This is a genomic window from Salmonella sp. WC3 (genome assembly GCF_042932255.1).
Lineage (GTDB): Bacteria > Pseudomonadota > Gammaproteobacteria > Enterobacterales > Enterobacteriaceae > Salmonella > Salmonella enterica.
Genome location: NZ_CP170629.1, coordinates 3,086,287 through 3,101,411 on the forward strand (window position 1 = coordinate 3,086,287; position 15,125 = coordinate 3,101,411).

Annotated in this window: 10 protein-coding genes and 1 pseudogene; 3 read left to right on the plus strand and 8 right to left on the minus strand. The window is 54.2% G+C overall.

Going from position 1 to position 15,125, the window contains the following annotated elements; translation table 11 throughout:
* Positions 1-84 precede the first annotated feature (84 nt).
* Genes wzc through ACFK9X_RS15245 form a run of 3 tightly spaced genes read right to left on the minus strand, consistent with a single transcriptional unit; the run spans position 85 to position 3,835 of the window.
* Complete coding sequence (wzc, locus tag ACFK9X_RS15235; RefSeq protein ID WP_023261719.1) at positions 85-2,244, minus strand: tyrosine-protein kinase Wzc; 2,160 nt, start codon at positions 2,242-2,244, stop codon at positions 85-87.
* Positions 2,241-2,690 (minus strand): low molecular weight protein-tyrosine-phosphatase Wzb, encoded by a 450-nt coding sequence (wzb, locus tag ACFK9X_RS15240; RefSeq protein WP_151116913.1) that lies wholly within the window; start codon positions 2,688-2,690, stop codon positions 2,241-2,243. The genes wzc and wzb overlap by 4 nt, the downstream gene beginning before the upstream one ends.
* A gap of 5 nt (positions 2,691-2,695) precedes the next feature.
* A complete protein-coding gene (locus ACFK9X_RS15245; protein ID WP_079840085.1) occupies positions 2,696-3,835 on the minus strand; it encodes a polysaccharide export protein in 1,140 nt (379 codons plus the stop codon).
* A gap of 674 nt (positions 3,836-4,509) precedes the next feature.
* Here ACFK9X_RS15245 and ACFK9X_RS15250 point away from each other — a divergent pair.
* The gene (locus tag ACFK9X_RS15250; protein ID WP_000454713.1) at positions 4,510-6,090 is read left to right on the plus strand and encodes a TerC family protein; all 1,581 of its coding nucleotides are present in this window, start codon (positions 4,510-4,512) and stop codon (positions 6,088-6,090) included.
* Between the two features lie 85 nt (positions 6,091-6,175).
* Here ACFK9X_RS15250 and asmA read toward each other — a convergent pair whose 3' ends face one another.
* The 3 genes from asmA to udk all read right to left on the minus strand — a co-directional run bounded on the left by asmA (position 6,176) and on the right by udk (position 9,384).
* Positions 6,176-8,032, minus strand: a complete 1,857-nt coding sequence (gene asmA, locus ACFK9X_RS15255; protein ID WP_151116915.1) for an outer membrane assembly protein AsmA — start codon at positions 8,030-8,032, stop codon at positions 6,176-6,178.
* A 38-nt stretch (positions 8,033-8,070) separates the two neighbouring features.
* Positions 8,071-8,652, minus strand: coding sequence for a dCTP deaminase (gene dcd, locus ACFK9X_RS15260; protein WP_001234783.1), 582 nt, complete (start codon positions 8,650-8,652; stop codon positions 8,071-8,073).
* Between the two features lie 90 nt (positions 8,653-8,742).
* Positions 8,743-9,384, minus strand: coding sequence for a uridine kinase (gene udk, locus ACFK9X_RS15265; protein WP_000132082.1), 642 nt, complete (start codon positions 9,382-9,384; stop codon positions 8,743-8,745).
* A gap of 329 nt (positions 9,385-9,713) precedes the next feature.
* On the opposite strand from udk, the pseudogene ACFK9X_RS15270 reads away from it, so the two are divergent.
* A pseudogene (locus tag ACFK9X_RS15270) lies at positions 9,714-12,618 on the plus strand (MASE1 domain-containing protein).
* On the opposite strand, the gene alkA reads toward ACFK9X_RS15270, so the two are convergent.
* Positions 12,586-13,455, minus strand: a complete 870-nt coding sequence (gene alkA / locus ACFK9X_RS15275; protein ID WP_151116917.1) for a DNA-3-methyladenine glycosylase 2 — start codon at positions 13,453-13,455, stop codon at positions 12,586-12,588. The pseudogene ACFK9X_RS15270 and the gene alkA overlap by 33 nt on opposite strands.
* A gap of 133 nt (positions 13,456-13,588) precedes the next feature.
* On the opposite strand from alkA, the gene yegD reads away from it, so the two are divergent.
* Positions 13,589-14,941, plus strand: a complete 1,353-nt coding sequence (gene yegD, locus ACFK9X_RS15280; RefSeq protein WP_000469628.1) for a molecular chaperone — start codon at positions 13,589-13,591, stop codon at positions 14,939-14,941.
* A gap of 98 nt (positions 14,942-15,039) precedes the next feature.
* On the opposite strand, the gene ACFK9X_RS15285 is transcribed toward yegD, so the two are convergent.
* Positions 15,040-15,099, minus strand: coding sequence for a type I toxin-antitoxin system Ibs family toxin (locus ACFK9X_RS15285; RefSeq protein WP_105887528.1), 60 nt, complete (start codon positions 15,097-15,099; stop codon positions 15,040-15,042).
* Positions 15,100-15,125 lie beyond the last annotated feature (26 nt).

The following is a 15,125-nucleotide window of genomic DNA, read 5'->3' on the forward strand; positions in this document are numbered from 1 at the left end:
TTATTCCCCAGATAGTTTTGCCGCATGGCGCTACGCTTGTCCGGCCTACAGTCACAGGCCGCGCCATCCGGCACGCCTTATTTTTTATTTGGAATCTGACTGGTATTCATACTCGTAATAGCCATAATCTTGGTAGCCCGTCGCCCGGCGGAAAATGGAGTTGAGAATGACGCCTTTGACCTGAATGCCATTCTGGTCAAAACGGCTCAGACTGGTTTCCACCTCTTTTAAAGTGTTGACGGCATAACGCGCCACCATCAGCGTCGTCCCGACGTGACGACCCACAATCGCGGCGTCCGTCACGGCCAGAATCGGCGGCGTGTCGATTAATACCAGATCGTAGCGGCTGCTTGCCCAGGCGATCAGCTCGCCGAAGCGCTCGCTCATCAGCAGTTCCGATGGATTAGGCGGCACCTGACCGCGCGGAATAAGATCAAAATTAGCGATCGCCGTGGGTTTCGCGCAGGAGGCTATCTCGCCTTTGCCCGCCAGAATGTCAGATAAGCCGTCCACGTTATTGGTGCCGAGCAGTTCATGGGTGTAGCCCTTGCGCATATCGCAGTCGATCAGTAATACCCGTTTATGCGTCTGGCTGATGACGGCCGCCAGGTTGGCGCAAACAAAGGTTTTACCGATAGAGGGGCTGACGCCTGTGAGCATGAGTACATTATTTTGCGCCTGCATCATGGCGAAATGCAGGCTGGTGCGCAGGCTGCGAATCGCCTCAATCGCCAGATCGGTCGGATTGCCCACCGCCAGCAGTTGGCTCTGCTTGTAACGCTTAATCCCTTTAATGGTTTTGACGCTATCGCGCGCTTTTTGCCATTCCGACAGCGGAATACTGGCATAGACGCTGATCCCGTGCTCCTCCAGCGCCTGCGGGCTTTCGATACCGCGATTAAACAGCGAGCGCAGCAGCACGCCGACAATCGATAACATTAATCCCAGAATAATGCTGCCGAGAATAATCAACGCCTTTTTCGGCTTCAGCACGCCCGGCTGGGTAATCGCCGGGTCAACGATGCGCACGTCGCCAACGGTGCTGGCTTCGGTGATTTTCAGCTCCTGCTGTTTATTAAGCAGTTGCATATAAACCTGCTGGCCGGACTCCACATCACGGGTCAAACGCACAATCTCCTGCTGGGTTTTCGGCATTGCCGTCACCCGCCCGTTCAGTTTGGCTTTTTCATCTTCCAGCGCTTTACGTTTTTCCAGCAGGGTGCGGTAAGCCGGATGCGCTTTGGTAAAGAGCTTGGAAATTTCCGCCTCTTTAAACGTCAACTCATTCAACTGGGCGTCGATATTAACCATCGAATCGAGCACCGCCTTCGCCTCCAGCGGTAAATCCACCGAGTCTTTATCCTGGCGGAAAGCGTTTAGCTTGTTTTCCGCCACATCCAGACGGCTGCGGACTTCCGGCAGTTGTTTTGCCAGAAACGCCAGGCTCTTCCCCGCCTCTTCAGATTTCCGCGCAATATCCTGTTGCAGATAGTTACGGGTAATACTGTTGAGAATGTCGCGGATCTGGTCGCGATCCTCTCCCGTGAACGTCAGGCTCAGAACGCCGGTATCTTTGCCGGTTTCCGTTACGGTGAGGTTATTTTGCAGGTTATTAATCATGCCAAGCGTTGAGAATTTACTCACCGTAAATTCTGTATCAGGACGGGCGTCAATCGCCTCTACCCGCATCGTCACGCCGTCTTTATTGAGTGGCTGGCCCACAACGCCCTGCGCGCTAAATCCGCCGTCGCTAACCAACTGATAACGTTTGTCGCCCAGCACTTTGAGGGTGAAGATCTGTCCGCTCATCGTCTCTGGTCGGGTGAATGTCGTGACTTTCACCATTTCATTGTGACGCCCCATCAGCCGTTCCCACCCGGCGCCAAAGAGCGGAAAAGTGTTTTTGGTGACGGCAATATCCAGATCCAGATCGTCAACGGTCTTCCCCAGCACCAGGCGCGATCGAATGAGCTGAATTTCCGCATCGGAAGCCGGCGGCTTATTCGCTAATGCGCTGTTGATATCCTGTACCAGCGAATTACCGGCGTTTTGTTCAATCTGCACCAGCGCATCGGCGCTATAGATGGGCGTGGCGAAGAACGTATAAATTACCGCGCACAGCGCAAATATGGCCGTCGTCCCCAACACCCACCAACGCGCTTCAATCACCGTTCCGACCAGACGCCCAATATCGATTTCATCGCTACCCGTAGCCGCCGCAGATTGTTTTACTTTTTCTGTCATGGTTTTCCCTGCTCTGCATTCAGTGCCTGCGCCCACTGGCGGGCAGACCTTTCCAGTAATGTGTACACCGCCTCAAACGCATCGCGGCTTTTGCGATACGGGTCCGGTATTTCACGCTCGCTGTCCCAATGACCAAACAGCATTACCTTGCCGCGCATTTCCGGCGCAATGTCGCACAGGGCGGCGATGTGACGTTTCTCCATCGTCAGAATCAGGTCATATTCCCGGCACAGACGCGCGGAAATTTGCCTTGCGCAGTGATTTTCCAAAGACAGATCGTGGGCGCTCGCCACGCTCGCCACCGCAGGATCGGCGCCTTTGCCGACCAGCGCGCCTAACCCGGCGGACGCTACCGTCAGCGAAGGATGAAAGCGCTTTAGCAAACGTTCTGCCGTCGGGGAACGGCAAACATTCCCCACACAGACCACTAAGATTTTGTTAAACATAACGATTACCAGGAATGAATGTCGCTGGCCGTATCCGTCATATAACGGACACCGCTAATGGTCGGCAGCAACTGATTGATCAGACGGTTCCAGCGAGCAACCGGCGCGGTCGTGACGTACACCACATCGTAAGGCTGAAGTCGGAATTCCGTCGCCATCACTAATGACGTGGCGTCAGACACATCAAGCTGGTAGATATTGGCGATCTTGCCGCCGCGTTCCCCCTCGCCTTTCAACGGACGAATCACAAAAATGCCGCTGGCGTTGGAGGTGGTCAGATCGATGCCTTCCGCATTGCCCAATGCTTCGGTGAGCGTCATGCCGCTGAAATCCATTTTGAGGGTGCTCTGTTTTTTCACTTCGCCCATGACAAAGACTTTCAGATCGTCATTGCGCGGCACATACAGAATGTCGCCAGGGTAGAGCAAGCGGTTCTGACTAAGATCGCCATTTTGCATCAGCGCCTGTAGCGAAATGCGCTGTTCTTTGCCGTTGTGCGTCAACACGACGTTGCGCCAGTCCGCCATATCGGTCAGGCCGCCCGCAGCGTTAATCGCATCCAGGACGGTTAGCGGTACGTTAGTAATGGCCTGCTGACCGGATTTATTCACCTGGCCGGAGATATACGCTTTTTGCGAGCGGAAAGCGGCGATATTGACATCCACCTGTGGGTCCGCGATGTACTTCGCTAAACGCCCGGTAATATCGCTGCGAATCTCTGACAAAGTTTTACCGACGACGCTAACCTTGCCAATGTAGGGATAAAACATGGTGCCGTCCGGCTGTACCCAGTTGCCGGTATCGCTTGAGCTACGGTACTGGCCCGCTGGCGTGGTCAATTCCGGGTGATCCCAGACGGTGACATTCAGCACATCGCCAGGCCCGACGCGATACTGATAGCTGGCGATCTCCTGGTCCAGCGACATATTCGGTTGCGCGACATTGGGCCGCGGGCGTAATTGCTCAACCAACCGTGGCGTCAGCGGATACACATTGACCATCCGGTCGAGATCAAAGTCAGCGTCTTGCTGTTTGATCACATCTTTCCCCATCGTAGACATATTGCTGCCCGGAAGTACTGTGCAACCACTTATCAAGCTGAGCGACGCCAATAATGGCATCAATTTCATTTTGGATTTCATCATTGATTATTTATCACTTTGGCAGAGTCATTATCCTGTGCAATTTAAATAGCGGCTTCGTCCGTGCACATTTACCTTTCAGTTAATAGCAGAGAAAATTAACTGGCATCATTCTGAAAAAAAATCAATTCATCCGCAGGCTATTGACAGAATAATAAAGGCTTATATTCAGGCTTTCAGGCACGCTACCGCCCCTGGCTTCTTAGCTACCAATACACTGATTATTCTAAATTTTCGCATTCCCCTCCGATTTCATCCTCGTTCAGATAAAAATCTTCAGCGAAATAAAGGTTACGTATTAATAGTTTTCTCGATGTCGTGACAGGATATTTAAGCGCGCTATCTTAATCCTGCAAGAATTGTTGCAGCTAACCTAATGACAGGCAAGGTAACAAACCCGCCATTCTATATTTTTAAGATTAATATTAAATGAATTAACAGATGATTTTAGGATTTTATTGATGTTGACAATATTTATTTACTCCACTCCACCTGCGATATTTCCTAAATATATTCTTGACATTATTTAGTTTCTGACAGAAACATTACGGCTATTTTAAAGTTATTTTATAGCCGAGTAACAAAGATAAATTGCGCTGCGGCATTGCATTTTTCCGCCGTATTATCCATGATCGAATTGTGACAATTGTCATATTACAGAAGGTATTGCTCTTACTATGGAATGGATTGCCGATCCGTCAATCTGGGCCGGACTGGTAACGTTAATCGTTATCGAACTTGTTCTCGGCATTGATAACCTGGTCTTTATTGCCATCCTCGCTGAAAAACTACCGCCGGGGCAGCGCGACCGCGCGCGCATTACCGGCCTGATACTGGCGATGATCATGCGCCTGCTGCTGCTGGCGTCAATCTCGTGGCTGGTCACCTTGACTAAGCCGCTCTTTAGCGTACAGGCGTTAAGCTTCAGCGCCCGCGATCTGATTATGCTGTTCGGCGGCTTCTTCCTGCTCTTTAAAGCCACCATGGAGCTCAACGAACGGCTGGAAGGGAAAGATAGCGCCAACCCTACCCAGCGTAAGGGGGCGAAATTCTGGGCGGTGGTCGCGCAAATCGTGGTGCTGGACGCTATCTTTTCTCTCGACTCCGTGATTACCGCCGTGGGGATGGTCGATCACCTGGCGGTCATGATGGCGGCAGTGATAATCGCCATTAGCCTGATGCTGCTCGCCAGCAAGTCCCTGACCCGATTTGTGAACAACCATCCCACCATTGTCATTTTGTGCCTTAGCTTCCTGCTAATGATCGGCTTTAGCCTGGTGGCGGAAGGGTTTGGTTTCCACATTCCGAAAGGGTATCTGTACGCGGCTATCGGCTTCTCGGTGATGATCGAGGCGCTCAACCAACTGGCTATTTTTAACCGCCGCCGTTTTCTTTCCGCTAACCATACGCTGCGCCAGCGCACAACGGAGGCCGTGATGCGGCTGATTAGCGGTAAAAAAGAGGATGCCGAACTGGATGCGGAAACCGCCGCGATGCTGGCAGACCATGACGACAGCCAGATTTTTAATCCGCAGGAGCGCAGGATGATTGAGCGGGTGCTGAATCTCAACCAGCGCACCGTAAGTAGCATCATGACGTCGCGTCACGATATCGAGCATATCGATCTCAACGCGCCGGAAGCGGAAATCCGCGCTCTGCTGGAAAAGAACCAGCATACGCGTCTGGTCGTGACGGGTGAAAATGAACAGGAAGATTTACTCGGCGTCGTCCACGTCATCGATCTGTTGCAACAATCGCTGCGCGGCGAACCGCTCAACCTGCGGGCGCTGATTCGCCAACCGCTGGTTTTCCCGGAAACATTGCCGCTGCTGCCTGCGCTGGAGCAGTTCCGTAACGCCAGAACCCATTTTGCCTTTGTCGTAGATGAGTTTGGCTCGGTTGAAGGCATTGTGACATTAAGCGATGTCATGGAGACTATCGCCGGTAATCTGCCGAATGAAGTCGAGGAAATTGACGCCCGCCACGATATTCAGAAGAACCCGGACGGTTCCTGGACAGCAAACGGCCATATGCCGCTGGAGGATTTGGTGCAGTACGTGCCGCTACCGCTGGATGAAAAACGGGAATACCATACGATTGCCGGATTATTGATGGAATATTTGCAACGCATACCGCAAACCGGTGAAGAGGTTCAGGTGGGCGATTATTTGCTGAAAACATTGCAGGTAGAAAGCCATCGAGTGCAGAAAGTGCAGTTAATTCCGCTGCATAACGGCGAGCCAGACCAGGAGATGTAACGTCTGTTCGCCTGCCCCGGCCTGCTTACCAGGCAGGCCGGAGGCGCGTTAGCCTCGCCATCCGGCTCTGCCCTTTGGCCAAAAACTACAGCTTATTCAGCAGCTTCTTCACATCTTTACCGTTGCGGGTATCTTTATTGCGATCCGCCCAGTCATTGAGCCGACGCTTCGCCTCATCCTGTAAATGCTTACGCAATAACTGATCCACTTGCAGGGTATAGTTCAGCTCCTGCCACTTGCCATAGACGCGCAACGGCACTGGCGTCTCTTTCAGGAAGGTGATCAGGTTGCTATCGCCGTTCCAGCCGCCCAGCACACGCAGATTAAATTGTGTATCACAGCTCTGCTTAACCAGATCCAGCGTTCCGCTGCCGGTTAACGCCAGCATAGAAGATTGCCCGACCATGTCGTCGAGCGTCAGCGTGCCCTTATTTAGCGTCAGATCGGTCGTGAAGCGATCCAGTCGGGTCGCGTTGTCCATATTTTCCTGCGACTGCTGCGCGTCGCCGCCGCTTCGCTCTACGGCCTGCTGCACCAGTTGCTGGAAATTCATTCCTTCGAGGCGCGTATTGCTCATGTCAACATGCGCTTTTCCTTTCCAGCTGTGGCGAAATGCCTCCGCGTCAATATCCGCCCCGGAGAAATCGCCAACCAGCGACATCTTACCGGTCAGGCTAATCGGATAATTGAAGGCTTTCAGGATAGTCCCAATCTCAACATGGTTGAGGCGAGGGTGGAATTCGATGCGCGGACTGGCGGTGCGGGCGTCCAGCGTGCCGGGCAGCGACATCTCTCCGTCGGCCAGTTTCCCCTGCAACTCAGTAATATCCAGCAATCCGGCCTGATTAGACATCTTCGTCGAAACCTGGGTAAAGTCCATTCCCCGCCAGCGAACTGAATCCGCCTGTAAAGCAATCTCCGCCGTAAAGCTTTGCAGCCCCTGATAAGGCGGCGCACCAACACGCGACGCGATAACTGGCCTGGTCAGGGGGAGCGTATTTTGCCCCTGCGACACCGCGCCGCCTGTCTGCGCCACGGCGCTATGATGCGGCAACAGGTTGTCCAGATTAAGCTTGCTGGACTGGAGGTCAATTTGCCATTCCGGCTGCTCCGCCAGCGTTACCTGAACGTGTCCGGTCAGAGAACTGTCATTCGCCGTTAAATTTAAGTGGTTAAATGAAAGACGTTTTTGCGCTTCCTGCCACTGAGCCTGCAGTTGTCCCTGCCCCTCAATCCCCTGCGCCGGTAAATCCGCGCCCTGCAATTGCCAGCGCAGTTGCTCAATACCCGCGGTTAAATTATGCGGATAATCGGAAGCATCCACCGTTCCGCTGAACGATAAAGCAAGATCCCGCTGATCGCGGTTCACGCGTCCCGAAAAATCAAACGTGCCGCGATGCTCGGCATCTTGTTCCATATTCAGACGAATATCGCGCACCGTGACCTGATCATCATTTTCATGCTGGAAAACCAGCACGCTGTCGGCAACGCGCAGGCTACGAATATCAAACGACCAGCCGCGATCTTCCACTATGTCCGGCAAGGTATTATCTTTCGGCGCGACCGGCGCATCATCGCTGCGTACCGCTTCCGTTTGCGGCGTCAATTGAATCACCCCGCCTTTCAGCATCACCTGCTTAACATGAAGCTGATGACTCAATAGCGGCCATAAAGCGACATCCAGGCGCATATTGTCAGCCCGCACCAGCGGTTCGCTGGCGCCTCGCGCCGTTAGCGTCATTCGCCCGGAAAGGATGCTGAGTTGCGGCCATACGTGCCAGCGCAGCGGCCCGTCCAGTTGCAACTGATATTCACTACGCGCGGCAACCTGCTGCACCATATAGGCGCGGAAATCATTCGGATTGACCAACAATACCAACGCAGAGAATCCGGCCACCAGTACGACCAGGAGAATCATCAGCGTCGTCAGAAATCGTCTCATGCTACCCTCAATGGACCGGCAGTATTGCGCCGAATGGCTCAGTCTTTATCAATCCGGCTGGCAACAGCGCCCTGCTGATCGCGATATTTGGCATCCTGACGGCGGTTATAAGGCCGCGCCGCCGGGCCGGACAGCGGCTCAAAGCTCAGCGCGCCGATGAGCATACCCGGACGCAACGCCAGCGGCAGCTTCCCGGAGTTGTAAAACTCAAGCACAATGCAGCCCGACCAGCCGGGATCGATACGGTGCGCCGTCACATGTACCATCAGCCCCAGACGCGCCAGCGAGGAACGACCATCCAGCCAGCCCACTAAATCCGGCGGCAGGGTAACGGATTCAAAGGTGACAGCCAGCGCCAACTCGCCCGGATGCAGATAAAATGCCTCGCCGTCCGGCAAAACGATTTCATCGCTCATCACGCGATCCAGCGCCGCGCTGACCTCATCTTTCGGCCCGCTCAGATCGATAAACGCCGCCGTATGGCCACGGAAGGTTCGAAATTTATTGCCAAGACGTACATCGACCGTCGCGCCATTAATGCGCTCTACGGGAGGTCGCGGGGTGATAGACAAACGGCCTTCATCCAGCCAGGCTTCAATATCTCGGTCGCATAAACGCATGGCACTTTCTCCTTTCGCGCATCAAGCCCTTAAATCAAGCACATCAAGGGCTAACCAGGTTATCACTGAACGGTACACAATTCGCCAGATTTATTCAAAGAACTGGCTGATTTTCGCTTTCAGAATATCAATAGCGATGCGGTTTTTACCGCCGCGCGGCACGATAATATCCGCATATTGTTTGGAAGGCTCAATAAATTGCAGGAACATCGGACGCACCGTTTTCTGATATTGCGCCATCACAGAATCCATTGAGCGACCACGCTCGTTCACATCGCGTTTGATACGGCGCATCAAACAGATATCCAGCGGCGTATCGACAAAAATAGAGAAGTTCATCTCTTCACGCAAACGCGCGTCGGTCAGTAACAGAATACCTTCAAGAATAATCACTTTCTTCGGTTCTACGCGAACCGTTTCCTGCATACGGGTATGCTCAACATAACTGTATACCGGTAATTCAATCGCCGAACCGCGCTTGAGCGCCTGAAGATGCTGAAATAGCAGGCTGTGATCCATCGCATTCGGATGGTCATAGTTAGTTTTTACGCGTTCTTCCATCGACAGATGGCTTTGATCTTTGTAATAACTGTCTTCGGGAATAACGCCAATATGTTCGTCACCCACTTGTTCACGCAATTCGCGGTAAAGGGTACTGGCAATAAGACTCTTGCCGGAAGCCGATGCGCCAGCGATACCGATAATGACGCACTGATGAGACTGATCAGTCATAAATTTAGCGACCTGATTAACCTGGATGTAAGGAAGGGGGCGCCGAAACGCCAAACGCGGCAATTATAGGGATTTCAGCAGCGCGATACCAGTCCGGCGCTATGCCACGGTGAATTTGTTGGCGGCGCATTCGACGTCGCGACGTAAAAGCGTTCAGTTTTAACGCGGGCAGCGGTTTTATCGACCCGTCTGGAGGAGGAATACGCCGGGAGCCACAATTTATATTCAGCCAGCGTATAAATCATTACGCGTTTATACTAGCATAATCACAGAGTAAACTGACGCGTCCGGTATTCCGCGACGTTACCGGCGATTCGGATAGAGTGGTAATGAGTAAACCATCCCAACATGTTTTCGTTACCGTCCCCCACCCGCTATTGCGTCTGGTCAGTTTAGGCCTGGTCGCGTTTGTCTTTACGCTCTTTTCGCTCGTATTATCGCGTGTCGGCACCCAACTCGCGCCGCTGTGGTTCCCCACCTCCATTATGATGGTCGCGTTTTACCGCCATGCGGGCCGTCTGTGGCCAGGGATCGCGGTCGCCTGCTCGCTCGGCAGCATCGGCGCCTCACTGACTTTATTTCCTGCCGCCTCGCTTAACTTTAGCTGGACGGCAATAAATATTATCGAGGCGGCCACTGGCGCGATACTGCTGCGAAAACTGCTCCCCAGCTACAACCCCTTACAAAATTTGAATGACTGGTTTCGTCTGGCTATCGGCAGCGCCGTGATTCCGCCGCTACTCGGCGGCCTGTTATTTTGGCTAATAGCGCCGGAAGCGGTCGCCTCGAAAGCGTTTCTGATTTGGGTATTATCGGAAGCCATCGGCGCGCTGACGCTGGTGCCGTTAGGTTTACTGTTTAAACCACACTATCTGTTGCGTCATCGCGACCCGCATCTGTTGCTGGAAACGCTATTGACGCTGGTCATTACGCTGGCGCTAAGCTGGCTCGCTATGCGCTATATTCCGTGGCCGTTTACGTGCGTTATCGTCCTGTTGATGTGGAGTGCGGTGCGCCTGCCGCGAATGGAGGCGTTTTTAATTTTTTTAGCTACCGTTATCGTGGTCTCGCTCATGCTGGCCAATGACCCCACGCTGCTCGCCACGCCGAAAACCGACGTGATGGTCAATATGCCGTGGCTGCCTTTTTTAATGATCCTGCTGCCTGCCAATATGATGACGATGGTGATGTACGCGTTTCGCACGGAGCGTAAACATATCACCGAGAGCGAATCCCGCTTTCGCAACGCGATGGAGTATTCCGCCATTGGTATGGCGCTGGTCGGTACGGAGGGTCAGTGGCTACAGGTCAATAAATCTCTGAGCCATTTTCTTGGCTATAGCCAGGATGAATTACGCACGATGACATTTCAGCAATTGACCTGGCCGGAAGACCTGAATAACGACCTTGAACAGCTAAACATGCTGGTGCGCGGCGACATCAACAGCTATTCCATGGAAAAACGCTACTACACCCGCAACGGCGATGTCGTCTGGGCGCTGCTGGCCGTCTCACTGGTTCGTCATAAAGACAATAAACCTCTCTATTTTATTGCTCAGATTGAAGACATTAACGATCTCAAGCAAAGCGAGCAGGAAAACCAGCGGTTGATGGAACGTATTACACAAGCGAACGACGCGCTGTTTCAGGAAAAAGAACGGTTGCACATCACGCTTGACTCTATCGGAGAAGCGGTGGTGTGTATTGATGTCGCGATGAATATCACCTTTATGAACCCGATCGCCGAGAAGATGAGCGGCTGGCGGCAAGAGGATGCTTTAGGCGCGCCATTATTAACAGTTCTGCGCATTACGTCAGGTGATAAGGGGCCGCTGCTGGAGGATATTTATCACGCCGCTCAGTACGCTTGATGGCGATAAGATTGGTTCGGTTCTGGTTATCTAGGACGTTACCGAATCACGAAAAATGTTACGCCAGCTCAGCTACAGCGCAACGCATGACGCCCTCACCCAACTTGCCAACCGCGCCAGTTTTGAAAAACAGCTTCAACAGCGCCTGCAAACAATACAGGAATCGCCTCAACATCATGCGCTGGTGTTTATCGATCTGGACCGTTTTAAAGCGGTTAACGACAGCGCGGGACATGCCGCCGGCGATGCCTTATTGCGCGAGCTCGCGTCACTGATGCTCAGTATGCTTCGATCCGGCGATCTCCTGGCCCGTCTGGGTGGCGATGAGTTTGGCCTGTTGCTGCCGGATTGTAATAGTGACAGCGCGCGCTTTATCGCGACGCGGCTTATCAACGCCATTAATGAATATCACTTTATGTGGGAAGGACGCCTGCATCGGATCGGCGCCAGCGCCGGGATCACAATGATAAATGAACATAACTGCCAGCTCACAGAGGTCGTGTCTCAGGCCGATATTGCCTGCTACGCCGCGAAAAATAGCGGTCGAGGCCGTCTGACCGTGTACGAACCGCAGCACGCATTAACCTCCTCAAAGGGAATGATGCCGCTGGAAGAACAGTGGCATATGATTAAAAATAACCACCTGCTGATGCTTGCCAGAAACGTCGCGCCGCCGCGTACGCCGGAGGCCACCAGCTTTTGGCTGGTCTCACTCAGGCTGTGGACCAGCGAAGGGGAAGTGATGGAAGAGCGCGCGTTCCGGGCAGGGTTAGCCGACTCCGCGCTGCATCACGCGCTTGACCGACGGGTATTCCATGAGTTTTTCCACCATGCGGCGACCGCCGTCGCCAGCAAGGGATTAAGCGTTGCGCTGCCGCTGTCCGCCGCAGGATTATACAGCGCGACCCTTATTGATGAGCTGCTGGAACAACTGGAGCATAGCCCACTACCGCCACGGTTATTACATCTGATTATCCCGGCTGGCGTTATCGTTAAGCAGGCGCAGACCGCCGCTGCGACTCTGCGAAAACTGCGGCAACGCGGCTGCCAGGTGATTCTCAGCCATGTCGGGCGCGATTTACAGCTGTTTAATTTACTGACCCCGCATATCGCCGATTATTTACTGCTGGATAGCGACCTTATCGCCAACGTTCATGAAAGTTTAATGGATGAAATGCTGACCTCGATCATCCAGGGACACGCCCAACATCTGGACATCAAAACGCTCGCCGGGCCGGTACAAAACCCACAGGTGCTGGATACGCTCTCCCGTATTGGCGTGGATCTGATTTATGGCGACACTATCGCTGAAGCGCAACCGCTGGATTTGTTACTGAATACCAGTTACTTCGCTATCCATTGACGGTTGCCAGCCGTGGGTATACCAGATATGCAGTAGCGCGTAGGAACGCCACGGTTTCCAGCGCTCCGCGTAGCGACGGATCTGCGCGGCCGTCATCCCGGCAAAGCGCTGCTTAATTAAGTAATCATCGGGTAAAAAGATATCTTTTGCCTGCCAACCGCGCAGGGCGAAATAGTTCGCCGTCCAGCGGCCAATTCCCGGAAACGTTTGTAAATTTTTAACGCTCTGCTCAATATCCGGCGGCGCGGCGAGCGCCAGTTTTCCCGCCAGCGTCGCCTGCGCCAGATGAATCAGCGCTTCGGCGCGCCGCAGAGGCATCCCCAGAGCTTTAAGCGCCAGCGGATCGGCCAACGCCAGCGTTTCCGGACCGGGAAAACAGACATAATCGGGCGCATCCGGCAACGCCTCGCCATAGCGGCGCGCCACTTTCGCCGTCAACCTGGCCGCCATCGCGACACTCACCAGTTGCCCCAGTATCGCCCGCACGCCTTGTTCAAACGTATCAACCGATCCCGGTAAACGCAGCCCCGGTCTGTCCTCGCCCAGTGGCCCCAGCACGGCGGCAACCTGCGCGGGCTGGCAGTCAAGATCAAACAGACGCGAAACCTTCGCCAAACACGCCGGCGCGACGGGAAGTAATCCGGCGCTCACGCTGACCTGCACAGTGTGGGTGGGCAGATGGGGGCTCACGCTGATCAGTCCGCGATGCTCGCCCACCACCAGGCTGCGCGCATAAAAGCCCTCGCCTACCGTTTCCACGCCGTCCACCGCACGCGCGGCAAGAAAGCCCAACATCCACGACCAGTCGTAAGGCGGCTGCCAGCTCAGGGTAAACATACTTTTCTCCTTTATTTGACCTTTCAGCATAAACGCTAATCGCACGTAACGCCTTGCTTTCATATTCCAGTTGTCGCCGCGACGACATTTCGCTAAAGTCACGCCCCTTCTTCACTGGCATGGGGATTTTAAGGTGTTTATCGGATTTGATTACGGTACGGCAAACTGCTCGGTCGCCATTATGCGCGACGGGCATCCACAGTTGCTGACAATGGAGAATAACAGCGCATTACTGCCGTCTATGCTGTGCGCGCCGACGCGCGAAGCGGTGAGCGAGTGGCTGTATCGCCATCATGATGTGCCGGCAACGGACGAAGAAACCCAGGCGCTGCTACGCCGCGCGATACGCTACAACCGCGAGGAAGATATTGAGGTTGGCGCGCAAAGCGTACAGTTTGGTCTGGCGTCGCTGGCGCACTATATTGACGATCCCCAGGAGGTCTGGTTTGTCAAATCGCCGAAATCCTTTTTAGGCGCCAGCGGCCTGAAACCGCAGCAGGTCGCGTTGTTTGAAGATTTGGTCTGCGCCATGATGGTACATATTCGTCATACGGCGCACAGCCAATTGCCGGAGGCCATTACCCAGGCAGTGATCGGTCGCCCGATCAACTTTCAGGGACTGGGCGGCGATGACGCGAACCGCCAGGCGCAGGGTATTCTGGAGCGGGCGGCAAAACGCGCCGGTTTTCAGGAGGTGGTATTCCAGTACGAACCGGTCGCTGCGGGCCTGGACTACGAGGCTACGCTGCGGGAAGAAAAGCGTGTGCTGGTCGTGGATATTGGCGGCGGCACCACCGACTGTTCCATGCTGCTGATGGGGCCGCAGTGGCGTCAGCGCGCCGATCGTGAAAACAGCCTGTTGGGGCACAGCGGTTGCCGCGTGGGCGGAAACGATCTGGATATCGCGCTGGCCTTTAAAAATCTGATGCCTTTGCTGGGCATGGGCGGCGAAACCGAAAAAGGCATCGCCCTGCCGGTGCTGCCGTGGTGGAACGCCGTGGCGATTAACGACGTCCCGGCGCAAAGCGATTTTTACAGTAGCGCGAATGGTCGTCTGTTGAACGATTTGGTTCGCAACGCGCGTGAAGCAGACAAGGTCGCGTTGCTGCTCAAGGTCTGGCGTCAGCGGCTTAGTTACCGCCTGGTACGCTGTGCGGAAGAGAGCAAAATCGCCCTTTCCGGCCAGGCGGATGTTACGGCGAGGCTGCCATTTATCAGCGACGACCTGGCGGTCGCTATCAGCCAGCAAGGACTGGAAGCGGCGCTGGATCAACCGCTGGCGCGTATTCTGGAACAGGTGCAACTGGCGCTGGACAGCGCGCAGGAAAAACCGGATGTCATCTATCTGACCGGCGGCAGCGCCCGTTCGCCATTGATTAAAAAAGCGCTTTCCGAACAGCTACCGGGTATACCCGTCGCTGGCGGCGATGATTTCGGCTCCGTCACCGCAGGACTGGCGCGCTGGGCGGAGGTCGTTTTCCGCTAAGCGCCTCGCAAGCCCAGCGCTGATGGATTGACATTATTCTTGATGTGGCTTAACGTCAGGAGTGAGGGTAAGGGAGGATTCCTCCTCCCCCTGGTGTCTTAGTAAGCTGGTAGGCTAATCACTAAGAGTATCACCAGTATGATGACTACCTTCATCATAACCCTTTCCTTATTTTGGCCCCTTC